Annotated in this window: 24 protein-coding genes and 1 pseudogene; 15 read left to right on the forward strand and 10 right to left on the reverse strand. The window is 69.4% G+C overall.

What is annotated here, in order from left to right; genetic code table 11:
* Window positions 1-179: 179 nt before the first annotated feature.
* Window positions 180-1,028: an alpha/beta hydrolase gene (locus tag WJ35_RS27580; protein ID WP_069240657.1), complete on the forward strand. Its 849-nt coding sequence runs from the start codon at window positions 180-182 to the stop codon at window positions 1,026-1,028.
* 164 nt (window positions 1,029-1,192) lie between these two features.
* Here the strand turns inward: WJ35_RS27580 and WJ35_RS27585 are convergent, their stop codons facing one another.
* The gene (locus WJ35_RS27585; RefSeq protein WP_069240454.1) at window positions 1,193-1,423 is read right to left on the reverse strand and encodes a hypothetical protein; all 231 of its coding nucleotides are present in this window, start codon (window positions 1,421-1,423) and stop codon (window positions 1,193-1,195) included.
* Between the two features lie 273 nt (window positions 1,424-1,696).
* Window positions 1,697-2,602 carry a hypothetical protein gene (locus WJ35_RS27590; protein WP_069240658.1) on the reverse strand — a complete coding sequence of 302 codons (906 nt, stop codon included), beginning with the start codon at window positions 2,600-2,602 and terminating at the stop codon, window positions 1,697-1,699.
* Window positions 2,603-2,681: 79 nt separating this feature from the next.
* On the opposite strand from WJ35_RS27590, the pseudogene WJ35_RS27595 reads away from it, so the two are divergent.
* Together WJ35_RS27595 and WJ35_RS27600 are read left to right on the forward strand one after the other, a co-directional pair.
* Window positions 2,682-3,015: pseudogene (locus WJ35_RS27595) on the forward strand (XRE family transcriptional regulator).
* Between the two features lie 545 nt (window positions 3,016-3,560).
* Window positions 3,561-5,495 (forward strand): Xaa-Pro dipeptidyl-peptidase, encoded by a 1,935-nt coding sequence (locus tag WJ35_RS27600; protein ID WP_069240455.1) that lies wholly within the window; start codon window positions 3,561-3,563, stop codon window positions 5,493-5,495.
* A gap of 129 nt (window positions 5,496-5,624) precedes the next feature.
* On the opposite strand, the gene WJ35_RS27605 is transcribed toward WJ35_RS27600, so the two are convergent.
* On the reverse strand, window positions 5,625-6,554 hold the full coding sequence (locus tag WJ35_RS27605; protein WP_069240456.1) for a 2-hydroxyacid dehydrogenase: 930 nt from the start codon (window positions 6,552-6,554) through the stop codon (window positions 5,625-5,627).
* A gap of 164 nt (window positions 6,555-6,718) precedes the next feature.
* On the opposite strand from WJ35_RS27605, the gene osmF reads away from it, so the two are divergent.
* From osmF to WJ35_RS27630, 5 genes are all read left to right on the forward strand, one after another.
* A complete protein-coding gene (gene osmF, locus WJ35_RS27610) occupies window positions 6,719-7,642 on the forward strand; it encodes an ABC transporter substrate-binding protein (protein ID WP_069240457.1) in 924 nt (307 codons plus the stop codon).
* Window positions 7,639-8,817, forward strand: a complete 1,179-nt coding sequence (locus tag WJ35_RS27615; RefSeq protein ID WP_060234825.1) for an ABC transporter permease — start codon at window positions 7,639-7,641, stop codon at window positions 8,815-8,817. The genes osmF and WJ35_RS27615 overlap by 4 nt, the downstream gene beginning before the upstream one ends.
* Window positions 8,814-9,770, forward strand: a complete 957-nt coding sequence (locus tag WJ35_RS27620; protein WP_069240458.1) for an ABC transporter ATP-binding protein — start codon at window positions 8,814-8,816, stop codon at window positions 9,768-9,770. Before WJ35_RS27615 ends, WJ35_RS27620 begins: the two co-directional genes overlap by 4 nt.
* Entirely contained in the window at window positions 9,767-10,549 is a 783-nt protein-coding gene (locus tag WJ35_RS27625; protein WP_069240459.1) for an ABC transporter permease, read from the forward strand. Before WJ35_RS27620 ends, WJ35_RS27625 begins: the two co-directional genes overlap by 4 nt.
* 205 nt (window positions 10,550-10,754) lie before the next feature.
* A complete protein-coding gene (locus tag WJ35_RS27630) occupies window positions 10,755-11,438 on the forward strand; it encodes a lytic transglycosylase domain-containing protein (protein ID WP_069240460.1) in 684 nt (227 codons plus the stop codon).
* 13 nt (window positions 11,439-11,451) lie between these two features.
* Here the strand turns inward: WJ35_RS27630 and WJ35_RS27635 are convergent, their stop codons facing one another.
* The 6 genes from WJ35_RS27635 to WJ35_RS27660 are packed head-to-tail and all read right to left on the reverse strand — an operon-like array spanning window position 11,452 to window position 18,488.
* The gene (locus WJ35_RS27635; RefSeq protein ID WP_069240461.1) at window positions 11,452-11,892 is read right to left on the reverse strand and encodes a dihydroneopterin aldolase; all 441 of its coding nucleotides are present in this window, start codon (window positions 11,890-11,892) and stop codon (window positions 11,452-11,454) included.
* A complete protein-coding gene (locus tag WJ35_RS27640; protein ID WP_059855273.1) occupies window positions 11,889-12,521 on the reverse strand; it encodes a sarcosine oxidase subunit gamma in 633 nt (210 codons plus the stop codon). The genes WJ35_RS27635 and WJ35_RS27640 overlap by 4 nt, the downstream gene beginning before the upstream one ends.
* A complete protein-coding gene (locus tag WJ35_RS27645; RefSeq protein ID WP_059535094.1) occupies window positions 12,511-15,522 on the reverse strand; it encodes a sarcosine oxidase subunit alpha family protein in 3,012 nt (1,003 codons plus the stop codon). The genes WJ35_RS27640 and WJ35_RS27645 overlap by 11 nt, the downstream gene beginning before the upstream one ends.
* Window positions 15,519-15,815, reverse strand: coding sequence for a sarcosine oxidase subunit delta (locus WJ35_RS27650; RefSeq protein WP_059672655.1), 297 nt, complete (start codon window positions 15,813-15,815; stop codon window positions 15,519-15,521). The genes WJ35_RS27645 and WJ35_RS27650 overlap by 4 nt, the downstream gene beginning before the upstream one ends.
* Before the next feature lie 26 nt (window positions 15,816-15,841).
* Entirely contained in the window at window positions 15,842-17,086 is a 1,245-nt protein-coding gene (locus tag WJ35_RS27655) for a sarcosine oxidase subunit beta family protein (protein WP_010089369.1), read from the reverse strand.
* Window positions 17,087-17,102: 16 nt separating this feature from the next.
* Window positions 17,103-18,488, reverse strand: a complete 1,386-nt coding sequence (locus tag WJ35_RS27660) for an L-serine ammonia-lyase (RefSeq protein WP_059929526.1) — start codon at window positions 18,486-18,488, stop codon at window positions 17,103-17,105.
* Between the two features lie 287 nt (window positions 18,489-18,775).
* Between WJ35_RS27660 and WJ35_RS27665 the strand changes: the two genes are divergently transcribed.
* From WJ35_RS27665 to WJ35_RS27680, 4 genes are all read left to right on the forward strand, one after another.
* Window positions 18,776-19,867, forward strand: coding sequence for a GlxA family transcriptional regulator (locus WJ35_RS27665; protein WP_069240462.1), 1,092 nt, complete (start codon window positions 18,776-18,778; stop codon window positions 19,865-19,867).
* Window positions 19,868-20,011: 144 nt separating this feature from the next.
* Window positions 20,012-20,788 (forward strand): 2-oxo-tetronate isomerase, encoded by a 777-nt coding sequence (otnI, locus tag WJ35_RS27670; RefSeq protein ID WP_069240463.1) that lies wholly within the window; start codon window positions 20,012-20,014, stop codon window positions 20,786-20,788.
* Between the two features lie 193 nt (window positions 20,789-20,981).
* Window positions 20,982-21,509, forward strand: coding sequence for a cytochrome b (locus WJ35_RS27675; RefSeq protein ID WP_059462665.1), 528 nt, complete (start codon window positions 20,982-20,984; stop codon window positions 21,507-21,509).
* A 488-nt stretch (window positions 21,510-21,997) separates the two neighbouring features.
* Window positions 21,998-22,687: an aspartyl/asparaginyl beta-hydroxylase domain-containing protein gene (locus WJ35_RS27680; protein ID WP_069240464.1), complete on the forward strand. Its 690-nt coding sequence runs from the start codon at window positions 21,998-22,000 to the stop codon at window positions 22,685-22,687.
* A 28-nt stretch (window positions 22,688-22,715) separates the two neighbouring features.
* On the opposite strand, the gene WJ35_RS27685 is transcribed toward WJ35_RS27680, so the two are convergent.
* A complete protein-coding gene (locus WJ35_RS27685) occupies window positions 22,716-23,657 on the reverse strand; it encodes a LysR substrate-binding domain-containing protein (RefSeq protein ID WP_069240659.1) in 942 nt (313 codons plus the stop codon).
* A gap of 78 nt (window positions 23,658-23,735) precedes the next feature.
* Here WJ35_RS27685 and WJ35_RS27690 point away from each other — a divergent pair, with 78 nt between their 5' ends.
* The 3 genes from WJ35_RS27690 to WJ35_RS27700 all read left to right on the forward strand — a co-directional run bounded on the left by WJ35_RS27690 (window position 23,736) and on the right by WJ35_RS27700 (window position 25,729).
* Window positions 23,736-24,134: a nuclear transport factor 2 family protein gene (locus tag WJ35_RS27690; protein WP_069240465.1), complete on the forward strand. Its 399-nt coding sequence runs from the start codon at window positions 23,736-23,738 to the stop codon at window positions 24,132-24,134.
* A 148-nt stretch (window positions 24,135-24,282) separates the two neighbouring features.
* The gene (locus tag WJ35_RS27695) at window positions 24,283-24,552 is read left to right on the forward strand and encodes a MoaD/ThiS family protein (protein WP_011880820.1); all 270 of its coding nucleotides are present in this window, start codon (window positions 24,283-24,285) and stop codon (window positions 24,550-24,552) included.
* 55 nt (window positions 24,553-24,607) lie between these two features.
* Window positions 24,608-25,729: a WD40/YVTN/BNR-like repeat-containing protein gene (locus tag WJ35_RS27700; RefSeq protein ID WP_069240466.1), complete on the forward strand. Its 1,122-nt coding sequence runs from the start codon at window positions 24,608-24,610 to the stop codon at window positions 25,727-25,729.
* The last annotated feature ends 48 nt before the right edge of the window (window positions 25,730-25,777 follow it).

Consider the following 25,777-nt stretch of genomic DNA (forward strand, 5'->3'; position numbering starts at 1 on the left):
GCGCGGGCGGCGAGCCCGCGATGCCGCTCCTCGATACCCCTACTCACCAGTCATGCGACGACCGCCTGACAACTCGTAGGCTTCGCAGAAATTTGTCTGAAAGGCACCGTTGCTAGAGTGTTCGTACAGGGTTTTCCCGATGCCGGACTGCCGAAAGGGCACGACACATGCGAGGCTCCATGAACCTGTTACGCACGTTGTGGCTACTGCTGTTGCTCGCGGCCGCCGTACCGGCCGCCGCGTTCGAGTCGCGCGTCGTCGCGATCCCGAGCGCCGCGATGAACGCGACGCTGAAGGCGACCGTCGTGCTGCCCGACGCGTATGCGCGCCTTCGGCACGGCCCGGAGCGCAGCGTCGAGCGCTTTCCGGTCGTCTATCTGCTGCACGGCTCGGGCGGCGACCATACCGACTGGACCGCGAACACGCGAATCGGCGAGCTGGCCGACCGCTACCACGTGATTCTCGTGATGCCCGACGGCGGCCGCGAAAGCTGGTACATCGACAGCCCGTTCGATTCGGGCAGCCGCTACGAGACCTTCGTCGGCAAGGAGGTGGTGTCGTACATCGACACGCATTTCCGCACGATCGCGACGAAGCATGCCCGCGCGATCACCGGCCTCAGCATGGGCGGTTTCGGCGCGCTGCGCATCGCGCTCGACCGGCCGGACGCGTTCGGCGCGGCCGGCAGCATCAGCGGCGCGGTCGATCCGCGCAAATGCGGAGACGAGCCGGGCATCGATCACGTGTTCGGCGACCCGGGGCGGCATCCGTCGTTCTGGAGCCGCAATGCGATCGTCGAGAGCGCCCGCGCATTCGCGCACCTGCACATGGACCTGACGATCGACTGCGGGTCCGACGATTCCCTCGTCGGCGCAAACCGCACGCTGCACGAACGGCTGAACGCGCTCGGCGTGCCGCACGACTACGCGGAGCGGCCCGGCGGCCATACGTGGGACTACTGGGCGAATGCGATCCGCTATCAGGTGCTGTTCTTCGCGTCGTCGTTCCAGCACGGCGGTTACGCGTAACGCACGAACTACCGGCGCATGGCAAGTGGGTGGAGTGTCGTATCGCACCGGCTCGCATAGCGATGTGCAATAGACGACGAGCGCGCGCGGTGGCGCGACAAGAAGGGAAAAGAAAACGGAAAACCAGCGCCGAGCGCCAGCCGAAACCACGCGCTCGGTTGCGCTCAGTTGTGCTGCGCCGCGTCGGCGCTCACGACCCGGTCGAAGAATTCCTGCGCGCGCGCCAGCTCGTCGAGCGCGCGATCCAGCCGGGACATCGCCATCGCATATTCGACCGACGACACGTCGTCGTCGGCTTCGCCGCGCACCGCGCGGAACGCCTGATCGACGTTGCGCGTCGCTTCGACGAAGCGTTGTGCGGCCCGGGCTTCTCGCGAACAGATGTGGGTGGACATCGACACTTCTCCCTGAGGATTGCAGTGTGAAGCAAGCCGCCGCGCAGTGTGCGCGGCCCGCGTGTCGGCCGCGTGACCGACGGCCGCTTGCCGGGCGATGCGCGAATCGCCGAGCGGCGCGCTTCGTCGCGATTGTCGCGCGATGTTCGCTTGCCCGCTACGGCGAGATTGCAACAAATTCCTTGCGCACACCGCGATGATGGCGACGCCGCTGCCGGTCGTTGCGCGCGCATCGACCTTCAATCCCTGAGCCGCGCGCTCGCGGCGCGACCGTCACGCGCGGCCGATGCGCGGCTGCGCGACACCGCCGAACGCGGCCGCCTCGGCCGGCCCCAGATCGAACAGATCGCCGGTGAGCTCGCGCGGATGCTCGGCCGCGGGCCGGTGCCGAAGCCGCACGACGTGCGCGGGCGCGACATAGGCGGCAGCCGTTTCGATCAGCGGCACGTCGAACAGATCGCGCGTGAAGCCGCGCACGTCCTCCGTCGACGAGCGGCCGCGCAAGCGCGTGACCAGTTCGACGAAACGATCGAAATCGCCGTCGCGCGTCGCCTTGTTCACCGCCGCGAGATCGCGCGCCTTCAGCACGCTCGGCTGCGTGAGGCGCACGAAATACGGCGCTTCGAGCTCGACCGACAGCGCGAGCGGATAGCTCCTGCCCGTTTGCTCCTTCGCGCGGCCGACGCAATCGACCACGGCCGCGCCTTGCGCGGCGCCGAGCGCCCTACCGGTGCTCACGTTGCGCAGCTGGTCCGGATACACGCGCAGGCGCGTGCCGATCGTGAGCGCGGTGGACGACGCGCACACGAGCGCGTAGTGATGCTCGCGCGGACGGCCGGACGGCAGCTTCGCGCGGCTCGTGATGAACGTGTGAGGCGGCAGCTGCCGCACCTGGCCGCTCGCATCGACCCACGCATTCCACAACAGCACGTTGCCGCGCCCGCGCTCGGCCGCGCGCGTGCGCGCCGCGACCGGCGAGAACAGCGCGAGCAGCGAGCCCGTGCGATGCGCGGCGACCTGCGCGCTGTTGCCGAGCGGCTGGTTGATCCCCCACAGAAACCGCCCGCCCCCCAGCCGGCGCTCCCATTCCTTGCGGAGCACCACGGTGGCCAGTTCTTCGCCGGACTCGGCGCCGATCTTGGTCCAGCAAAACGTACGAGGGAGGTGTTTCAGTGTCATCAACTTTCTCAGGGCCCAGCCGCTTGCCAGTTTCAGCAAGTCATTCAACAACCGTAACTGTATAGGTATAATGCATGACATGGAAGCCCCGGACGATGATTTTCCCATTGATGACCTGTTGCGCCGCTTGTCGGAAGATACCCGCTCGTCCAGCGAAATAGCGCGGCTTTCCGGAGTCAGCCAGCCGACCGTGTCGCGCCTTCGGCAGTCGAACGGCCGGCGCCTGCGCCGCAGCACGCCATTCAATAAGCTATGCAGTTTCTATGGACGTGCATCCGTCGCGGCGCCGCTATAACGAATTGCTGCGCGACGCGATCGTCGACGCGTGGGACGGCTCGGACGAGCACGGGCGCGCGCTGCTGGTCGTGATCAAGGGTTTGAAGGATTTGCAGGCGAAGGCCGAAAGCGGGTGACGGCGCGCAGCGGCAAACGGTGGAACGCCGCAACGGCCACGCGCGGGCGGTAACGGATGCGATCCGTCGCCGCCCGTTTTGCATCCGGCGACGCCGCCGACACGTCGCCGGTCAAGCGCGCGAAACTTTATTTACCTGTGGTTAAAAAAGTTTGACACGCCGTTTTCCCTGAGATAAGTTTTGCGCAAGCTTCCGGAAAGCAAACGCAGACCGGCAAGCTCATAAGACGCGCGGCGCGTCGGACATCGCCGGTCCGTTTCATCCCGTCGCCGCTCGCACGCGTGTCGTGTCGTCCGCAGCGCAGCACCGCAGCTCGCAATATCCCCGTTTTCTCTGCCGATACCGCCTGGTTTGACGAGGCAAGGTACACGGCACGACTTTGATTGGCAGTACTGCATGAGCCGCGCCGCATCGGGCCGTGGGCGGTCGCCCCGGCGCTTTCGGCGGTGCGGTCATCTGTTCGTCGCAGGCGGTAATCGGCCCGGCCCGCAGGGGGCGTATCGCGGAACGGTCGTATCCACACAATCAGAACAACGAGGTCGACAATGCAATTCCATCCAGGAGGATTCCGTCGCGCATGGCTGCCGGCGCTGGCCGCAGCCGCGACGCTCGCCGCGTGCGGCGGCGAGGACGGCGCAGGCGTGCCGGGCGCATCCGCGCTCGCGCAAACCCAACAGGACGCGGCGTCCGCCTCGGCGGACGCCGCTGGATCGCTCGCGTCGCGCGTGTCGCCGTCCGGCGTCCCGTATGCGAATCCGGCCAGCGGCGGCCGCTATAAGCCCGTGATCGACGACGGCCAGGTGCAGCCGTCGCTGTCGGGCGCCACGATCGCCGAGGAGGCGTGGGTCGAGACGCCCGTCGACTCCGACGGCGACGGCGCGAAGGACCGGATTCACGTGCGCGTCGTGCGGCCGACCGAAACCGCGTCGGGCGCGCGCACGCCGGTGATCGTGCTGGCGAGCCCCTACTACAACAACCTCGCCGACAGCCCGAACCACAACGTCGACGTCGAGCTCGACGGCACGCCGCATCCCGCCGCTTCCGGCGGCGCGCGCATCATGGCCGCCGCGCCGCAGACGCGGATCCTGCAGCAGGTCGAAGCGGCCGCCGCGGGACGTTCTTGGATCGAGGGGTATTTCGTGCAGCGCGGCTTCACGATCGTGTATGCGGATTCGCTCGGCACCGCCGGCTCGGACGGCTGCCCGACGATCCTGACGCGCGACGAATCGGTGGCGATGGCGTCGGTGATCCGTTGGCTCGGCCGCGGCGCGAGTGCGAAGGACGCGAGCGGCAAGCCGGTCGTCGCGAGCTGGTCGACGGGCCACGTCGGCATGTACGGCGTGTCGTACGACGGCACGCTGCCGAAGATGGTCGCGAGCCTGCGCACGCGCGGCCTCGACGCGATCGTGCCGGTCGCCGGCCTGTCGAACATGTACGGCTACTACCGCTCGGGCGGGCTCGTGCGCGCGCCCGACGGCTACCAGGGCGAGGACGTCGACGTCTACATCAAGGCGCTGCTGACGAACCCGCATCCGGAGCGCTGCACGCACCTCGTCGACGACGCGCTGAAGAAGGAAGATCGCACCTCGGGCGACTATTCGGCGTTCTGGGCGGCGCGCGACATTCCGACGGCGCTCGCGGTCGCGCCCGCGCTCGTCGCGCAGGGGCTGACCGACGACAACGTCAGGGTCGACCAGTCGACCTCGTGGTACCTCGCGATGCGGCGCCAGGGCGTGCCGGCGCAGTTGTGGCTGCACCGCCTGAAGCACACCGATCCGACCCGCGTGCCGGCGATGGCCGCCGCGTGGACGGCGCAGGTGAACCGCTGGTTCACGCGCTACCTGCTCGGCTACGACAACGGCGTCGAGCGCGATCCGGGCGCGGTGGTCGAGCAGGCGGACGGCACGCTGCTGAAGGAAGCGGACTGGGCCGCGCGCCACGCGACGCCCGTTGCATATTTCGCCGGCGGCGACGGCACGGGTATCGGCACGCTGCTGCGGATACCGAGCGGCGGTCCGCTCGCACGCTTCACCGACGATGCGTCGATACCGGCGCTCACGCTCGCCAATGCAACGACCGGCGAGCATCGCTCCCGCTTCGAGACGGCGCCGCTCGCGAGCGCGACGCGGATCTCGGGCACCGCGACCGCGCGCGTGCGGCTGACGTTCTCGGCCGTCGCAAACGTGACCGCGCTGCTGGTCGACCGTGCGCCGGACGGCAGCGCGACGATCGTCACCCGCGCGTGGACCGATCCGCGCAACCGCGTGTCGAGCTGGTTCTCGGAGCCGGTCCTGCCCGGCATGCCGTACGACCTGCGCCTGACCTTCATGCCGCGCGACTACCGGCTCGAAGCAGGCCATCGGCTCGGGCTCGTCGTGCTGTCGAGCGACAACGAGGCGACGCTGCGGCCGACGCCCGGCACCGAGCTGTCGCTCGATCCGGCCGGCACGTCGGTGACGGTGCCGCTGGTATCGTCGTGAGCGATCGGGTGCGAGAGTGAGCGGCTGAGCGGGCGCACCCGGCATGACCGACTGCCGGGCGCGTCCGGTCGCACTGCGGATTCCTCACGAGCACGCGCCGCTCGAGCATGCGACCGCATGCCGTTTCATTCACACCGGCGTCAGCACGGGCTGGCCGGCGAAATGCCGCGCCGCGTTGTCCAGAAACTGCCGCACCGAGCGATCGAGCGCGTCGGGTGACCAGCCGCCCAGGTGCGGCGTCAGCACGACGTTGTCGAGCCCGACCAGCGCGCGCGGCGGATCGGGCTCGCCTTCGTACACGTCGAGCCCCGCGCCCGCGAGCCGGCTTTCGCGCAGCGCCTCTGCCAAAGCAGCGGTATCGACGACGCTGCCGCGCGACACGTTGACGAGAAAGCCGTCCGGGCCGAGCGCGTCGAGCACGTCGCGGCCGATCAGGTGCCGGGTGAGCGCACCGCCCGGCGTCGCGACGACCAGGAAGTCCGCCCAGCGCGCCAGCGCGTCGAGCCGGTCGAAATAGCGGTAGGGAACCTCCTTGCGCGACCGGTTGTGATAGCCGATCTCGAGATCGAAGCCGGCCGCGCGGCGCGCGATCTTCTCGCCGATCCTGCCGAGCCCGACGATGCCGAGCTTCCTGCCGGACACGTTCGGCGGCATCGGCAACGCGTCGCGCCAGATGCCCGCACGGGTCGCGCCGTCGAGCCGCACGATCCCGCGCACGGCCGCCAGCAGCAGCGCGAACGCGTGATCGGCGACGCAGTCGTCGTTGGTGCCCGCGCCGGTCACGACCACCACGCCGCGCGCCTTCGCATGCGCGACGTCGATATGCTCGTAGCCCGCGCCGAGCGAGCCGACCAGGGTCAATGCAGGCATCCGGTCGATCTCGGCGGCGGTGAGGCCCGTGCTGCCGTTGGTCAGCACCGCGCGGATCGCGCCGCCGTGTTCCGCGATCGCCTGGCCGCGCGCCTCGGCCGTCGGCGCGTGGTGAACGTGGTACGACGCGGCGATGCGGCGGTGCGCGTCGTCGCGCAGCGCGATCAGAACCAGCAACTCGGGTTTCATGTCAGCAAGTGTCCGCAGGCGGGAATGCGTTCCAGTGTAACAACGGCGCGCGGCGCGTGCCGTTAGCCCCACGCACGCTGTGGGCACGCCGCCGCGCGCGGTTTGCCAAAGCAGGCCCGGTCAAGTAAGTTTCGGCGTACGTCCCGATACTGGAGATTGGCCCGATGAAGCTCGCCCTGCCCGCCCCGCTCCTGGGGCTCGCGTTCGCCGCCGCCGCCGTCGCGCCCGGCGCGCACGCCGATACGCCCGTCGTGGTGTCGTCGAAGATCGATACCGAAGGCAACCTGCTCGGCAACCTGATCGTCCAGGTGCTGAAGGCGCACGGCATTCCCGTCACCGAAAAGATCGCGCTCGGCGCGACGCCGATCGTGCGCAAGGCGCTCGTCAGCGGCGAGATCGACATCTATCCCGAGTACACCGGCAACGCCGCGTTCTTCTTCAACAAGGCCGACGACCCGGTGTGGAAGAACGCGAGCCAGGGCTACGACGCCGCGAAGAAGCTCGACTACGCGGCCAACCACCTCGTCTGGCTGACGCCGTCGCCCGCCAACAATACGTGGGGCGTCGCGGTGCTCGCACCGCTCGCCCAGGCGCAGCGCCTGAAAACGTTCTCCGATTTCGGCAAGTGGGTGGCCGGCGGCGGCAAGGTGAAGCTCGCGGCGTCGGCCGAATTCGTCAACAGCGCGTCCGCGCTGCCGTCGTTCGAGAAGGCATACGGCTTCAAGCTGAAGCCGGACCAGCTCGTCGTGCTGTCCGGCGGCGACACGGCGGCCACCATCAAGGCCGCCGCGAACCAGACCGACGGCGTGAACGCGGCGATGGTCTACGGCACCGACGGCGGGATCGCGGCGAGCGGCCTCGCGGTGCTCGACGACGACAAGCACGTGCAGCCCGTCTACGCGCCGGCGCCGGTGATTCGCGAAACGGTGCTGAAGGCGCATCCGCAGATCGCCGACTACCTGAAGCCGGTGTTCGCGAGCCTCGACCTGAAGACGCTGCAGACGCTCAACAGCCGCATCCAGATCAACGGCGAGCCGGCCGCGGGCGTCGCCGCGCAATACCTGAAAGCGAAGGGCTTCGTCAAATGACGGCACGCGCGGCGGCCCGCGCGCGACGCATCGCGATCGACAAGGTCGGCGTCCTCACCGGCGCGCTGACGATCGGCGCGGTGCTGTTCGCGCCGTTCGTCGTGCTGCGGCCGAACCGGATCGCGGCGGGCGCCGGCTTGCCGGTGTTCGGCGCGCTGCCGGCCGCGCAGGCCGCCGCGCTCGCCGCGCTGTGGATCGCGGCCGCGCTGTGGACGATGACGACGAGCCGGCCCGCATCGCGCCTCGCCGCGGGCTGCGGCCTGCTCGCGACGCTCGGCTACGCGGCCGGCGCGGCCGCGGCGCATCTGGTCGCGCCGGAAGACGCGCTCGCGCGCGTGTCGCCGGCCGCCGGCATCTGGCTGCTGCTGTTCGCATGGGCCGTGCTGGTCGCCGACGCGCTCGCGCGGCTCGCGTTCGGGCCGTGGCGGCGGCTCGCCGCGCTGGCCGTCGCCGCCGCGGCGCTCGCGCTGCCGCTGTCGACCGGCTGGTGGGACGGCCTGTCCGTGATGCGCGAATACGCGGTGCGCGGCGACGATTTCTGGCGCGAGGCCGTGCGGCACGTCGCGCTGGCCGGCGGCTCGGTCGCGGCCGCCTTCGTCGCGGGGCTGCCGCTCGGCATCGCGTGCGCGCGCGTCGCGGCCGTGCGCGCGGCGCTGCTGCCGGTCCTCAACGTCGTGCAGACGGTGCCGAGCATCGCGATGTACGGGCTGATGATGGCGCCGCTCGGCATGCTCGCCGCGCACGTGCCGCTCGCGGCCGCGCTCGGCGTGCGCGGGATCGGCGTCGCGCCGGCCGTGCTCGCGCTGTTCCTGTATTCGCTGCTGCCGATCGCGTCGAGCGTCGCGGTCGGGCTCGCGCAGGTGCCGGCGCAGGTGACGGAAGCGGCGCGCGCGATGGGCATGACGGCCGCGCAGCGCCTGCTGCAGGTCGACCTCGTGCTCGCGCTGCCGGTGATCCTGAGCGGCGTGCGCATCGTGCTCGTGCAGAACATCGGCCTGACCGCGGTCGCCGCGCTGATCGGCGGCGGCGGCTTCGGCACCTTCATCTTCCAGGGCATCGGGCAATCGGCCGCCGATCTCGTGCTGCTCGGCGCGATCCCGACGATCGCGCTCGCGCTGATCGCCGCCGTCGTATTCGAAGCCGCGACCGCGCTCGCGAGGGGACGCACCGCATGATCGAAATCGAACGCCTCGGCAAGCGCTTCGGCGATGTCGTCGCCGTCGACGACGTATCGCTGACGATGCAGCGCGGCACGATCACCGCGCTCGTCGGCGCATCGGGCAGCGGCAAGTCGACGCTGCTGCGGATGATCAACCGGCTGATCGCGCCGGGCACGGGCGCGGTTCGCATCGACGGCGTCGATACGGCGAGCGTGCCGCCCGAGCAGCTGCGGCGGCGCATCGGCTACGTGATCCAGGGCCACGGGCTGTTTCCGCACTGGAGCGTCGCGCGCAACATCGCGACCGTGCCGCGCCTGCTCGGCTGGGACGCCGCGCGCATCGACGCGCGCGTGCGCGAACTGCTCGCGCTCTTCAATCTCGCGCCGGACGAGTTCGCGGGCAAGCTGCCGCACGAGCTGTCGGGCGGCCAGCAGCAGCGCGTCGGCGTCGCGCGCGCGCTCGCGGCCGAGCCGGCGATGCTGCTGATGGACGAGCCGTTCGGCGCGCTCGATCCGATCATCCGCGGCAAGGCGCAGGACGACCTGCTCGCGCTGCAGCGGCGGCTCGGCATCACGGTCGTGCTCGTCACGCACGACATCGAGGAAGCGCTGAAGCTCGGCGACACGATCGCGGTGATGGACGGCGGCCGGCTGCTGCAGGTCGCGCCGCCCGCCGAGATCCTCGGCCGGCCGGCGGCGGGCGTCGTCGAGCAGCTCGTCGCGGGCGTCGACCGGCCGCTGCGCCTGCTCGCGCTGACGCCGGTCGGCGACGTGGCCGAGCCCGGCGTCGCAAACGGTCCGCCGATCGCCGCGACCCGCACGCTGCGCGACGCGATCTCGGAGCTGCTGTGGCGCGGCGTCGAAGCATTGCCGGTCGGCGAGGCGAACGGCGATGGCGCGCACGGTGCGCCGGCCGCGCGCCGCATCACGCTCGACGCGATCCGCGCGCACGCGAGGAAGCCCGCATGAGCGCGCCTGCACAGCCGGCGCGTGCTCCGCTGCCGCGGCGGTTGGCGCCGCATGTCGCGCAGGTCGCGCGCGCAGCCGCGCTCGCGCTGCTCCTCGTGCTGCTGTTCCGGCCGGCCTGGCTGCACGCGCTGTTCGCGCCGTTCGCGGACAACGGCGCGCCCGTCATCTACGATCGCGCGAGCCTGCTCGACCTCACGCTCGCGCATCTCGGCACGGTCGCCGCATCGAGCCTGATCGGCACGCTGCTCGCGATCGCCGCGGGCATCGCGGTAACGCGGCCGTGGGGCGCGGATTTCCTGCCGGTCGCGCGCAGCGTCGTCAACATCGGCCAGACGTTCCCGCCGGTGGCCGTGCTCGCGCTCGCGGTGCCCGCGGTCGGCTTCGGCCTGAAGCCGGTGCTGATCGCGCTCGTGCTGTACGGGCTCCTGCCGATTTTCGAGAGCACGATCGCGGGCATCGAGGACGTGCCGCGCGACGTCGTCGACGCCGCGCGCGGGATGGGCATGAGCGGCTGGCAGCAGCTGAAATCCGTGGAGCTGCCGCTCGCGTTTCCGGTGATCGTCAACGGCATCCGCCTCGCGGTCGTCATCAACCTCGGCACCGCGACGATCGGCTCGACGGTCGCCGCGCGCGGGCTCGGCGACGTGATCATCGCCGGCCTGCAGACCGCGAACACCGCGTTCGTGCTGCAGGGCGGGATGATCGTCGGGCTGCTCGCGGTGCTGGTCAGCGACGCGATCGGGGCGCTCGCGAGGGTGGCGGGCGGGCGGCGGGGGTAGTGCGCGTGGGCGGCTCACTCGCGACCAAAACAGAGCCAGAGCGCGACTGACTCACGCGCTCGATGCGGACTCCGATGCGGGCGCCCACAACCATCCCCATCCCCACCGCCCCAACCCTACATCGCCCTTTCACTCGACCCCGCGCTCGACCCTGCGCCGCAATTGGCCGATATACTGTGCGCCTCCCAATTCCTCGCACTCGACCATGCGACGACGGTTTCTCTGGCTGATCGTGGTTTCGCTCGGCATTGCGCAACAGGCAGCGGCGCAGCAAGCGCCCGGGCTGCCGGCCTCCGCGCAACCGGCCTCCGCGCCGCAAGCGAGCGCGTCGGCAGCGGACGCCGCATCCGCGCCGCTCGCCAACGATCAGCCCAACGGAGCAAACCACCGCATCACGTCGTATCTGACGAAGAAATTCGGTCTCGCGAAGGAAAAGGCGACGCGGCTCGCCGACATCGTGAACGCCACCGCGACGAAATACGCGCTGCCGCCGGCGCTCGTCTACGCGATCATCTCGATCGAATCGCGCTTCCAGGAGAAAGCGCGCGGCGGGGGCGGCGCGACCGGGCTGATGCAGGTGGTGCCCAGCGCGCACCGCGGGCTGCTGCGGAACGTGAAGGACCTGACCGAGCCGAACGCGAACGTCGACGTCGGCTCCAGGATTCTGTCAGGTTACGTGCGCGCGGCCGGCGGCAACGTGCAGGCCGGCCTGAAGAGCTACGGCGGATCGAATGCCTATGCGGCCAAGGTGATGCAGCGCGTCGACGCGTTCCGCTTCGTGCTCGAACCCGAAGACGGCTCACGCAACGCCGCCGATGCGACGCCGCGGATGATACCGGTCAGCGATCCGTCGAGCGCGGCGCCATCGGCGAACCGCAACGCGAAGTAGACGCTACGCGCGCTTACAGCTGCCCCGCCGCGCCCGTCCACCGCAGGTAATCCCCCCGCGTCCAGTCGAGCGACACCCCGACGCGTTTCGTCCCCGGCCGGATCTTCGGCTTGTGGACGGACAGCGTCAGCGTCTCCAGCGCCGGCCATTCGCGAAACGACAGCACCGCGATCTCGGCGACCAGCGTCTCGAGCAGCCGCGTATGCGGCTTGTGCGCGAGAAACGCCGCCACCCGCGCGCAATACCCGTCGTAATCGATCCACTCCCCCGCCTCGCTCGGCTCGCAGCGATAGCCGAGCTGCGCATCGATCACGATCGGCTGCGGCGCGTCATGCTCGTGCGCATGGATGCCGATCCGCGCCGGCACCTTCAGTTCGTCGACGAACACGCTCCAGCCGCGCCCTCGCAGGCGCGGCGCGTCGATCGACACGAACGGTTCGTCGACCGGCTTCATGATGCGAGCGGCGCGGCCGCGTCGAACATGATGCGGACGAAATAGTCGGCGAAGCTGCGGCGCACGACGATCTCGAAGCTGTCGTCACCGGTCGGCACCAGCACGATCGACGCCTTGAAGTAATGCGACTGCGCGCACTGCCCCGCCTTGAACTGGCGCGGATGCAGGTCGAGCGGGCAGCCGCGCGCCAGCACGTCGCGCACGCGCTCGCCGCTGACCTCGACGACCGTGTAGCCGCTGCCGACGTCGACCGCCGCCGCATACGAGCCCTGCACGGCCTCGGCAAGCGCCGCCTCGAGCACGCCCGCCTGCACGGGCCCGTTCGAGCGCACGAGCCATTCGTCGGGGCCGAGCCACAGCACGTCGTACTCGGCGCCGCGCGCAACCGTGTTCGGCGCGGCAGGCGGCCGGCAGCCGACCACGCGCTCGAACGCGGCGACGAACGCCGGGTCGCTCAGCTCGCCGCGCACGTTGACGAGGTCGAGGAACGGCCGCTCGCGCAGCGTGAACTTCTTCGATGCGCGCGCCTGCTGCGTCTTCAGCAGGTCGGCCGCGCCGACGAACGGCGATTCGAGCTGCACGCCGCCCGCGCCCGCCACCTGCGTCTGGTTTCTCGTTTCATTCCACATGCTGGCGCACCCCTTCGGTATCGTAGAAAACCGGGCTCGAGATCTTCGCGGTGATGCGCTTGCCGTTGGCCAGCGGAATCACGACGCTCTCGCCCATCTTGTTCAGGCCGCCCTTCACCACCGCAAGCGCGATCGAGCGCTTCAGGATCGGGCTGTAATAGCTCGACGTCACGTGGCCGATCATCGGCGTCGGCTCGGTCGTCGACACCTGCGTGTCCTTCGCGACGATCTGCGCGCCTTCCGGCAGCACGAACTGCTCGTCGTCGGTCAGCAGGCCGACGAACTGCTTGCGGCCTTCCTTCGCGGTATCCGAGCGCGACAGCGAACGCTTGCCGAGGAAGTCCTTCGACTTCGCGACGAGCCCGCCCATCCCGAGGTCGTACGGCGTGACCGACCCGTCGGTATCCTGGCCGACGATGATGTAGCCCTTCTCCGCGCGCAGCACGTGCATCGTCTCGGTGCCGTACGGCGTGATGTCGAACTCGGCGCCCGCGGCCATCAGCGCTTCCCACACCGCGCGGCCCGCATTCGCCGGCACGTTCACTTCATAGGCCAGCTCGCCCGAGAAGCTGATCCGCATCACGCGCGCCTTCACGCCCGCCACCGTGCCGTTGCGGTAGCTCATGAACGGGAACGCCTCGTTGCCGAAGTCGATGTCCTGGCACACCTTCTGCACGACCTTGCGGCTCTTCGGGCCGACGACCGCGAAGGTCGCCCAGTGGTCCGTCACCGACGCGAGGCGCACCTTCATGTCCGGCCATTCCGTCTGCAGCCAGCGTTCGAGCCACGTGAGCACGCGCGCCGCGCCGCCGGTCGTGGTCGTCATCATGAAGTGCTGGTCGGCGAGGCGCACCGTCACGCCGTCGTCGAACACCATCCCGTTCTCGTCGAGCATCAGCCCGTAGCGGCACTTGCCGACTTCGAGCTTGCCCCACGGGTTCGTGTACATCCAGTTCAGGAGCTTCACCGCGTCCGGGCCCTGGATGTCGATCTTGCCGAGCGTCGACGCGTCGAGAATGCCGACGCTGTTGCGCACCGCGAGGCATTCGCGCTTCACCGCCGCGTGCAGGTCCTCGCCGTTCTTCGGGAAGTACCACGGCCGCTTCCAGTTGCCGACGTCCTCGAACATCGCGCCGTGCTCGACGTGCCATTCGTGCACGCAGGTCTTGCGGATCGGGTCGAGGAAATCGCCGGTCTCGCGGCCCGCGAACGTGCCGAACGAAACGGGCGTGTAGTTCGGGCGGAACGTCGTCGTGCCCGTCTCCGGAATCGACTTGCCGAGCGCCTGCGCGAGGATCGCCATCCCGTTGATGTTGCCGAGCTTGCCCTGGTCGGTGCCGAAGCCCATCGCCGTGTAGCGCTTCACGTGCTCGACCGACTCGAAGCCTTCGCGCGCGGCGAGCAGGATGTCGGCGGCCGCCACGTCGTTCTGGAAATCGACGAACTGCTTCGGCCCGCGCGCGGCGGCCTCGCGGCTGCCGACGAGCCACAACGGCTGCAGCGCGCCTTCCGCGGCTTCCGCGACCTTCGGCGCGGCCGGGCGCTGCGTGGCGGAGAAGCCGGCAGCCTTCGCCGCTTCCGCGCCCGCGTCGAGCGCGAGCCGCAGCGCACGCGCGAGGCCGAATTCGCCCGCCGCCGCGCCGACGCTCGCCTCGGGCTGCACGGCCTTGCCCGGCAGGAAGCAGGCTTTCTCGTCGCTCCAGCACGCCTTGCCGCCCGATTGCGCGAACAGGTGCAGCACCGGGCTGAAGCCGCCCGACATCGCGACGAGGTCGCACGGCAGCGTCTTCAGCTTGCCGCCCGTCTGGCCGTTCGTGTAGGACGCGACGTCGACCGACGAGACGCGCCACTTGCCCGCTGCGGCCGTCACGACCGCGCCGCTCATCACCGTCACGCCCTGGCGCTTCGCCGCCGCGGGCAGCGCGCCGTTGCTCGACGCCCGCGAATCGACGACCGTCACCTTCGCGCCGCATGCCTTCAGGTCGAGCGCCGCCTGGTAGCCGCGGTCGTTGTTCGTGAACACGACCGCGTCGCGGCCCGGCAGCACGCCGAAGCGATGGATGTACGCGGACACCGCGCCCGCGAGCATCACGCCCGGCAGGTCGTTGTTGCCGAACACGATCGGCCGCTCGTGCGCGCCGGTCGCGAGGATCACGCGCTTCGCGCGGACCTTCCACAGCAGCTCGCGCGTGCCCTTGCGCATCGACACCGGCAGGTGATCGGTCAGGCGCTGCGTGACCGTCACGAGGTTGTGGTCCTGGTAGCCGAACGCGGTGCTGCGCGACAGGATCGTCACGTCGGGCAGCTTGCGCAGCTCGGCCTCGATCTTCTCGACCCACTGCAGCGCGGGCTTGCCGTCGATTTCCGCGCGGCACGACAGCAGGCTGCCGCCGAGCTCGCGCTGGTCGTCGACGAGGATCACGCGCGCGCCGGCCGTCGCCGCCGCATGCGCGGCCGCGAGGCCCGACGGGCCGCCGCCGACGACGAGCACGTCGCAATGCGCGTAGCACTTGTCGTAGCGATCGGCGTCGAGCACCTCGGGCGCCTTGCCGAGGCCGGCCGCTTCACGGATCTTTTCTTCGTACTTCGGCCACATGTTGCGCGGCCACATGAAGGTCTTGTAGTAGAACCCGGCGGGCATGAAGCGCGACAGCTTCTGGTTGATCGCGTACTTGTCGTGCTCGAGCGACGGCTCCGCGTTCACGCTGGTCGCGACGAGGCCCTGGTACAGCTCGATCTCGGTCGCGCGCGCGTTCGGCACGGTGTACGGGCCGGACTCGAGCTGCACGACGGCGTTCGGCTCCGCGACGTCCGCCGTCACGATCCCGCGCGGGCGGTGGTACTTGAAGCTGCGCGCGACGAAGTGCACGCCGTTCGCGAGCAGCGCGGACGCGAGCGTGTCGCCCTGGAAGCCCTGATAGGTGCGGCCGTTGAACGTGAAGGTCAGCGGAATCGCGCGATTGATGCGGCCACCGGTGCCGAGACGGTCTTTCTGGCTCATTTGCTGGTGCCCTCTTCCTTAGCGTTGGCGGCGGCTCCGCCGAATTTTTCGTAGCCCTTGATTTCGTAGGTGACGGTATCGCGCTCGACCTTGAACCAGCGGCGGCAGCCCTGCGTATGCAGCCACTGCTCCTTGTGCAGCCCGCGCTTGTTCTCGCGCATGAACACGTATTCGCCCCATTCGCGGTCGGTCATGGTCTCATTGGCGACCGGGCGCACGATGTCGGCTTCGCCGCCGCACGTGAACTCGGATTCGGCGCGCGGCCCGCACCACGGACATTCGATCAGCAACATGTTTCTTTCTCCAATGGTCGTCGGGTTCAGTGCGCGACGGCGGCAGCGCCGTGCTCGTCGATCAGGTGGCCGGTGTAGAAGCGGTCGAGCGCGAACGGCGCGTTCAGCGGGTGCGGTTCGTCGCGCGCGATCGTGTGCGCGAACACCCAGCCCGAGCCGGGCGTCGCCTTGAAGCCGCCCGTGCCCCAGCCGCAGTTGAAATACAGGCCCTTCACGTCGGTCTTGCTGATGATCGGGCACGCGTCCGGCGACACGTCGACGATGCCGCCCCACTGGCGGTTCATCCGCACGCGCGAGAACACCGGGAACATCTCGACGATCGCCTGCAGCGTGCCTTCGATGATGTGGAAGCTGCCGCGCTGGCCGAAGCCCGTGTACTGGTCGATGCCCGCGCCGATCACGAGGTCGCCCTTGTCGGACTGGCTGATGTACGCGTGCACCGCGTTCGACATGATCACCGAGTTGACGACCGGCTTGATCGGCTCGGACACGAGCGCCTGCAGCGGGTGGCTTTCGATCGGCAGGCGCACGCCGGCCATGTCGGCAAGCGTCGTCGTGTTGCCGGCCGCGACCACCGCGACCTTCTTCGCCTTGATGAAGCCCTTCACCGTGTCGACGCCGACCACCGCGCCGCCTTCACGGCGAATGCCCGTCACCTGGCAGTTCTGGATGATGTCGACGCCCGCGCGGTCCGCGCCGCGCGCGAAACCCCAGGCCACCGCATCGTGGCGCGCGACGCCCGCGCGCCGCTGGATCGACGCGCCGAGCACCGGGTAGCGGCTGTTCAGGTTGATCGTCGGCTCGATTTCCTTGATCTGCGCGGGCGTCAGGAACTCCGCGTCGACGCCGTTCAGCCGGTTCGCATTGACGCGGCGCTCGGTGTCGCGCACGTCCTGCAGCGTGTGCGCGAGGTTCATCACGCCGCGCTGGCTGAACATCACGTTGTAGTTCAGGTCCTGCGACAGCCCTTCCCACAGCTTCATCGCCTTCTCGTACAGCGCGGCCGACTCGTCCCACAGGTAGTTCGAGCGCACGATCGTCGTGTTGCGCGCGGTGTTGCCGCCGCCGATCCAGCCCTTCTCGAGGATCGCGACGTTGGTGATGCCGTGCTCCTTCGCGAGGTAGTACGCGGTCGCGAGGCCGTGGCCGCCGCCGCCGACGATCACGACGTCGTATTCCTTCTTCGGTTCCGGGCTCTTCCACTGCTTTTCCCAGTTCTCGTGATACGAGAGGCCGTTGCGGAACAGGCTGAATATCGAGTAGCGGCTCATTTTGATGGACCCTTCGTTAGCATTCGATGACGTTCACGGCCAGACCGCCGCGCGACGTTTCCTTGTATTTCGTCTTCATGTCGGCGCCCGTCTCGCGCATCGTCTTGATGACCGAGTCGAGCGACACGTAGTGCTGGCCGTTGCCCTTCAGCGCCATGCGCGATGCGTTCAGCGCCTTGATCGCGCCCATCGCGTTGCGCTCGATGCACGGGATCTGCACGAGCCCGCCGACCGGGTCGCAGGTCATCCCGAGGTTGTGCTCCATGCCGATCTCGGCGGCGTTCTCGACCTGGTCCGGCGTGCCGCCCATCACCGCGGCGAGCGCGGCCGCGGCCATCGAGCACGCGACGCCGACCTCGCCCTGGCAGCCGACTTCCGCGCCGGAGATCGACGCGGTTTCCTTGTAGATGATCCCGATCGCGGCAGCCGTCAGCAGGAATTCGACGATGCCGGCCTCGTTCGAGCCGGGCACGAACTTCACATAGTAGTGCAGCACCGCCGGGATCACGCCGGCCGCGCCGTTGGTCGGCGCGGTGACGACGCGCCCGCCCGCCGCGTTCTCCTCGTTGACGGCCATCGCGTACAGGTTGACCCAGTCGAGCATCGACAGCGGGTCGCGCAGCGACTCCTCCGAACGCGCGCGCAGCCGCCCGTACAGCTCGGCCGCGCGGCGCTTCACGCGCATCGGGCCCGGCAGCTCGCCCTCGACCTTGCAGCCGCGCTCGACGCACGCGGCCATCGTGCGCCAGATCGCGAGCAGGCCCGCGCGCACCTCGTCTTCGGAGCGCAGCGCGCATTCGTTGCGCAGCATCAGCTCGGCGATCGACAGCCCGTGCTCGCGGCACTGGCGCATCAGGTCGTCGCCGGTGCGGAACGGATGCGGCACCTCGGCCGCCGCGCGCACGCCGTTCACGCGGTCGCCGTCGCGGTTCACGACGAAGCCGCCGCCGATCGAGTAATACTCTTTCTCGACGAGCAGCTGGCCGTGCTCGTCGAACGCCTGGAAGCGCATCCCGTTCGGATGCACGATGCTCGTGCCGCTCATCAGCTTCCGGTAGAAGCCGATGTGCTCCTTCTCGTCGAAGCGGACCGCCTGCCTGCCGAGCAGCGAAAGAGACTTGCCGGCGCGGATCTCCGCGAGGCGCGGCTCGATCAGGTCCGGGTCGATCGAATCGGGCAGATGGCCTTCGAGGCCGAGCAGCACCGCCTTGTCGGTGCCGTGCCCCTTGCCGGTCGCGCCGAGCGAGCCGTACAGCTCGACCCGCACGCGCCGCACGAAGCCGAGCAGGTTGGCGTCCTCGATATGCGATGCGAAGCGGCAAGCGGCGATCATCGGGCCGACCGTATGCGAGCTGGACGGGCCGATGCCGATCTTGAACAGGTCGAAGACGCTGACGTTCATCTGGCTTCCTCTGGATGGACACACGTGAAGTGACGTTGGACGACGTTGGACGCCAGTACACCAAAGCGTAAAATCGGCCGATAGAACAAAAACGGCATCGGCGTGGGACGCCGCCGCCAAGCGCCGCGCCGCCTGGCCCGAAAGTGCGTTTTGACGATGGTTCCCGACGGAAAAACGCAAGTGCGCGCGCCATCGATCGGCGACGCTGGGGCATCCGCGCCGCCCGTGCCGCCCCTGTAGAAAGTGAGACCTGGCCGCCCCGGCGCGCCGTGACGAGATTTGCCGCGATGACACCCGACGTACCCGCTTCCCCCCTCGCCGAACCCGCGCCGAAACGCATCCGCTTCGGCATCGTGCTGCTGCCGAACTTCACGCTGACCGCGTTCTCCGGTTTCGTCGACATGCTGCGGCTGTCCGCCGACGACGGCGACTACAGCAAGCCGGTGCGCTGCGCGTGGAGCGTGATCGGGGAAACCCTCGCGCCGGTGCGCGCAAGCTGCGGGATCCAGGTCACGCCGTGGGAAACCTTCGACGATGCGGAGCCGTTCGACTACGTGGTCGTCGTGGGCGGCCTGCTGCATTCGGGGCCGCAGGCGGGGCCGGAAACGCTCGGCTTCATCCGTCGCGCGGCCGCCGGCGGCGCGACGGTCGTCGGCATCTGCACCGGCGTGTTCACGCTGATGCGCGCGGGCGTGCTCGACGGGCATCGCACCTGCGTGAGCTGGTTCCACTACTGGGATTTCATCGAGCGCTTCCCGGCCGCCGACCCCGACCTGCTGATCGCCGACCGGCTGTTCGTGATCGACCGGCGGCGCATCACCTGCTCGGGCGGGCGCGCGTCGATCGACGTCGCCGCCGCGATCCTGCTGCGCCATTTCGACCACGCAACCGTACAGAAGGCGCTGCGCATCCTGCTGGTCGGCGAGATGCAGAAAGGCAACGCGCCGCAGCCGCATCCGCCGGGCCTCGAACCGGCGACGCACCCGAAGGTCAAGCGCGCGATTCTGCTGATGGAACAGCACGTCGGGCGCGCGCTGCCGCTCGAAGAGCTCGCGTGCAAGCTCGACCTGTCGGCGCGCCAGCTCGAACGGCTGTTCAAGGCGGAAACCGGCAAGAGCCCGCAGGCGTTCGCGAAGCAGGTGCGGCTGCGCACGGCCGCGTGGCTGCTGACGAGTTCGGACCGGACGGTCGCCGACATCGCGTCGAGCTGCGGGTTCGCCGACGCATCGCATCTCGGGCGGGAGTTCCGCAAGCAGTTCGGCGTGCCGCCGGCGGCTTATCGGGAACGCGGCGGCGAAGCCGTGGACGCCGGCGTGGCGGCCGATGCCGTTGCCGTTGCCGTTGCCGTTGCCGATTCAGTCGAAGACATCCCGGACTGACCGGCGCGCCTGCCGTTTGGTTGTGCGCGCATGCGATCGCGCGTGCACGAGCGGCGCGCGGCTCGTGAACCGCTGAACCGCTGAACCGACATTCGACGCGGGGCGCCCTCTGCCCCGCCCCATTCACTTCCTGGACCCGTTGCCATGCCACGCTTCGCCGCCAACCTCTCGATGATGTACAACGAATACGCGTTCCTCGAGCGCTTCGCCGCCGCCGCTCACGACGGCTTCAAGGCGGTCGAGTACCTGTTCCCGTACGACTTCGCCGCCGAGGACATCCGCGAACGCCTCGACCAGCACGGCCTCACGCAGGCGCTGTTCAACGCGCCGCCCGGCGACTGGGCCGCCGGCGAGCGCGGGATCGCGTCGCTGCCGGGCCGCGAGGACGAGTTCCGGCGCGGCATCGACACCGCGCTCGACTATGCGCGCGTGCTCGGCAACACGAAGCTGCACGTGATGGCCGGGCTGATCGCGCCGGGCCAGGACCGCGCGCAGCATCGCGCGACCTACGTCGCGAACCTCGCGCATGCCGCGCAGGCCGCCTTCGCGCACGGCATCACGATCCTCGTCGAGCCGATCAACCAGCGCGACATGCCCGGCTACTTCATCAGCAGGCAGGACGATGCGCATGCGATCTGCGCGGAAGTCGGCGCGCCGAACCTGAAGGTGCAGTTCGACTGCTACCACTGCCAGATCGTCGAAGGCGACCTCGCGATGAAGCTCGAGCGCGATTTCGCGGGCATCGGCCACATCCAGATCGCGGGCGTGCCGGAGCGTCACGAGCCTGATCTCGGCGAGCTGAACTATCCGTACCTGTTCGACCTGATCGATGCGCTCGGCTACGACGGCTGGATCGGCTGCGAATATCGTCCGAAGGCCGGCACGTCCGAAGGGCTCGGCTGGCTCCGGCCGTACCTGTAATTCCCGTATCTCGTCGACGATGAACGACAGTCTCGCGCGCGGGGTGCTCGAGCGGCGACGCCGTCGTGCAGCTGGTGCGTCATGCGCCGGACCGGCGGCGGCGCGCGCTGCCGAACGCTTAATGTTTCGTTAACGATCCCGCCGTAGAATCCGGTCGATACCTACGATCCCCACCGCCTTGACAGGAGCCTCCATGTCCACACCCGCACGCTATGACGTCGTCGCACGTCTTCTTCACTGGTTGATCGTGGCGCTCATCGTCGCGCAGTACCTGATCGGCTGGACGATGCCCGACGTGCATCGCGATACGCAACCGGTCGGCTTGATCGCCGCACACCTGCTCGTCGGCACCGCGCTGGTCGCCGCGATGGTGTGCCGCGTGCTGTGGCGCGTGACGCATCGCCCGCCCGCCGACACGCTGTCGCCCACGATGCGCAAGTTGTCCGGCGCCACCCATTTCGCGCTCTATGCGCTGCTGATCGTCGTGCCGCTGCTCGGCTGGATCAATGCGTCGTCGCGCGCATGGGCCGTCACGCTGCTCGGCGTCCTGCCGCTGCCGGCGCTGTCGGAAGCCGGATCGCAATTCGGGCACGCGATGGGCGACGTGCACGGCGTGCTCGCGTGGGTGCTGTTCGCCGGCATCTGTCTGCACGTCGCGGCCGCACTCGCGCATCGCTTCGTGCTGCGCGACCAGACCATGCAGCGGATGATGCCGTGGTGAGCATGCCGCGAACGGCATGCTCGATGCCGTAGCGCCGACGCGGGACGCGCTCGCGCCGGCACCGGGTAGCAGGCTGGCGTCGGCCTGCTACCGCATCGTCGATGTGCCCATGTACCTATGCACGGCGGCCAAGGTCGCGATCTTCCGCCGAATCCCCGCCTTCCCCCTTCTACCGGCCACACCGGCCGCCGCCGCACCGATCGGCGCGTCGCAAACCTGCGCGCGACAGCACCTGGGCCGATGCAGGCGTCGGGGCACCCGCCCACGCACGTCGCGGCCCCTGGCCGTTGCGGCTTCATATTCGATCGCTGCGCCAATCGACGAGCGCGCGCATGACCACCGGTCCGACGACGCATGGTGGCCATTCATTCGCGGCGCCGCATCTCGAACGCACTGTCATTCTTTCGTCAGCGGGTGTAACCTGACGTAACGCACGCTCCACCGCGCGTGGGGCAGACTGACGACACCTCGTGGATCGCCCTCCGATCATGTCCGTCGCTTACGAGTACGCTGCCGGCCTGCTCCGTACGCTCTACGACCGCCACATCGACGGCGGCGCGGTGCTCGACACGGCCGCGTTTCCCGATGCCGTGCGTTTCGTTGGCGCATGGCGCGACATCCAGGCAGAGGCGTTGGCCGTGGCGCGCGACATGCCGCGCATCCCGCGCTTTCACGAGATCATGCGCGAGCAGCGCGACATCTCCGCGAACGACGCGCGCGACTGGCGGATGTTCATCATGCAGGCATACGGGCAGCCGTTTCCGCGCAACCTGTCGCGCTGCCCGACCGTCGCGTCGCTGGTCGCCGCGTCGCCGGACGTGCTGTCCGCGTCGCTGTCGTTCCTCGCGCCAGGCAAGCACATCCCGCCGCATCGCGGCCCGTTTCGCGGCATCGTGCGCGGCTATCTCGTGCTGTCGATGCCGAGGCGCGCGGACGGCTCGCCCGCCGCGGTGCTGAAGATCGATGGCCGCGAATACCGGCTCGAAGAAGGCCGCTTCCTGCTGTGGGACGACACGTTCCAGCACGAGGTGTGGAACGACAGCGGCGAAGTACGGATCGTGCTGCTGCTCGACATCCGCCGGCGCGGGATGCCGCGCGCGCTGAGGTGGCTGTCGAACGCGGTGATCGGTGTCGTGCGGCTCGGGATCCGCATCCGCGGGCGCTCGATTCCCGTTTAGCGGCCCACCGGGCGCACCTGCGTAGCGGTCAGTCCTCGCGCGCGAGCTGCGCGAGCGCATCGGCGAGCGCGCGAATCGCCGGCTGCGCGGCGCGCTGCACCGGATGAACCAGGTAGTAGCCGAGGCCGTTGCGCACCACCTGCGGAAACGGCGTGACGAGCGTTCCGGCGGCCAGCCGGTCGGCCGCCATCCGCGGATCGCCGATGGCCACGCCGTGCCCCTGCTCCGCCGCCGCGAGCGTCAGTTCGAGGGTATCGAATACGAGCCCGGCCGCCGGGTCGATCTGCGTCGCGCCGAGCGCACCGAGCCAGCATCGCCATTCGTCGCGGTTGCGCGCCGGATGCAGCAGCGTGACCCGCGCGAGATCGTCGATCGCGTGCAACGACGCAGCGGCCTCGCGCGTGCACATCGGCGTCAGGCATTCGTCGAACAGCGGCACGGCCGCCATTCCCGCCCAGGTTCCGCTGCCGCGCACGACGATTGCATCGACGTCGGCCTCGGTGAAATCCGGCGTGTCGTCCGCCGACGTATGGATGCGCAGCTCGGTGCGCGGCAACGCACGGTTGAGCGCCGCGAGCCTCGGCAGCAGCCAGCGCACCGCGAACGTGGAAGGCACGCGCAGCGTGAGGACCGACGCGGCCTGCGCGTGCGCATCTGCGTGTCGCGCCAGTCGGGCGAGCACGTCGACGGCCACCGCCAGCAGCGCGCCGCCTTCGGCGGTCAGCGTCAAGCCCGACGCATGGCGGACGAACAATGCACAGCGGTAATGCGCTTCCAGTTGCTGCACCTGACGGCTCACCGCGCCCTGGGTCCGGCACAAATGGTCGGCGGCCTTGCTGATGCTGCCGAGTTGCGCGGCCGCGACGAACGCCTGGTACGCCGTCAACGGAGGCAGCGAACGCGTGAGATCGGCCAGCGGGTATGCATGCGGCGCATGCCCGGATTGCGGATTTTTCGATGGTTCGGTCATCGGTGCATCGCTATCGTGGTGGAACCGGCGCGCGACGGCAGTCGCGACGGGCCGGTCCATCATCAGCGGAGAAATACCATGATTTCGTCGTCCGACGCACTATACACGCGGCAGGTGGATACCTACCTGAAGGCGCTGGAGCGCGGCGACACCGCTGCGATCTGCGCGTTGTTCACGCCGGGCGCGCGGATTTTTTCGCCGTTTCTCGGCTGGATGGAACCCGGGCCCTTCTTTGAAAAGGTCGAGTCGGCGTCCGGGCAGAGCAGGATCACGACGATCGACATCTGCGTCAGCGCGACCGGCGCGCGTCGGGCGACCGGTTACTTTGTCTACGACTGGGGACTGAAGGACGGCTCCTCGGTTCGATTCGAATGCGTCGACGTATTCGAGTTCGACGACGGCGGACTCATCGAGCGCATGACGATCATCTACGACACCTACCCGATCCGCAGCACGGTCGGCGACAAGTACGCGTAACGGCGCGCCGCGCGCCGGCCGTTGCGCGGCGCAGCAAGCGCATGGCGTCGCCGGCCGGCCCGGTGAAGCGGGCTGATGCCCTGCTCGATTTGCCGAACGATCGCCTAAACTACAGACCGTCCCCCGCACGCTGCTGCCGGCCCCTGCCATGGCACACCTCTTCTTCGCGGCATCGATTCAACGGCATGTCGACATGCCCGAGCGCGACATCGACGCGCGCACGCTGCGCGACGCGCTGGAAACGGCCTTCGCCGCGCAGCCGCGGCTGCGCGGCTACATCGTCGACGACCAGGGTGCGCTGAGAAAGCACCTGTCGGTGTTCATCGACGGCCATCCGGTACGCGACCGGCAACACTTGTCCGATACGCTCGACGACGCCAGCCGCGTCTATGTCGTGCAGGCGTTGTCGGGCGGATAACGGGGCGCATGCGCGGCGCAGCCAGCCGCGCCCGAGCCCACAGGAGACACCGGACATGAACGACCGATTGCTCGTCGCGACCCGCAAGGGCCTGTTCGTGCTGCACGCCGACGGCGACGGCGGCTGGTCGCTCGGCGAGCCGCACTTCATCGGCGAGCCGGTCGGCATGACGCTCGCCGATCCGCGCGACGGCACGCTGTATGCGGCGCTCCATCTCGGCCATTTCGGGGTCAAGCTGCATCGCAGGCGTGCCGATGCGGACGAATGGGAGGAATGCGCGGTGCCCGTCTATCCGCCGCAGCCGGCCGACGCGGGCGCCGGCAATACGGATGCCGAAGCGCCCGCCGCGCCGCGCGCGCCGTGGACGCTCCAGCAAATCTGGTCACTCGAAACCGGCGGCCCGGACGAACCGGGCGTTCTATGGGCCGGCACGATCCCCGGCGGGCTGTTCCGTTCCGACAACGGCGGCGACACCTGGACGCTCAACCGCGCGCTATGGGATCGCCCCGAGCGCCGCGAATGGTTCGGCGGCGGCTACGACGCGCCGGGCATCCATTCCGTGATGGTCGATCCGCGCGACAGCCGGCACGTGTCGATCGGCGTGTCGTGCGGCGGCGTTTGGCAGACCGAAGACGGCGGCGCGACCTGGCGCGTGAGCGCCGACGGCATGGAAGCCGACTACATGCCGCCGGAACGGCGGGGCGACGCCAACGTGCAGGACCCGCACCGCGTCGTGCAATGCCCGGCCAACCCGGACGTGCTGTGGACGCAGCACCATTGCGCGATCTTCCGCTCGACCGACGGCGCGGCGCACTGGCAGCGCATCGACGCGCAGCCGTCGAGCTTCGGCTTCGCGGTCGCCGTGCACCCGCGCGAGCCGGACACCGCATGGTTCGTGCCCGCCGTGAAAGACGCGTGCCGGATTCCGGTGAACGGCCAGTTCGTCGTCACGCGCACCCGTGACGGCGGCCGCACGTTCGAGCGTTTCTCGAACGGATTGCCGCCGGCGCCGGCGTACGACCTCGTGTATCGGCACGGGCTCGCAGTGGACGACTCGGGCACGCGCCTCGCGATGGGATCGACGACCGGCGGGCTATGGACGTCCGGCGACGGCGGCGAGAACTGGCGTCAGGTGTCCGCGCATCTGCCGCCGGTTTATTGCGTGCGCTTCGGGTAACGCGCGAGGTCCGGCGCGCCGGACCATTCGGCCGGCGCGCCGTGTACG

The sequence above is a fragment of the Burkholderia ubonensis genome (genome assembly GCF_001718695.1).
Lineage (GTDB): Bacteria > Pseudomonadota > Gammaproteobacteria > Burkholderiales > Burkholderiaceae > Burkholderia > Burkholderia ubonensis_B.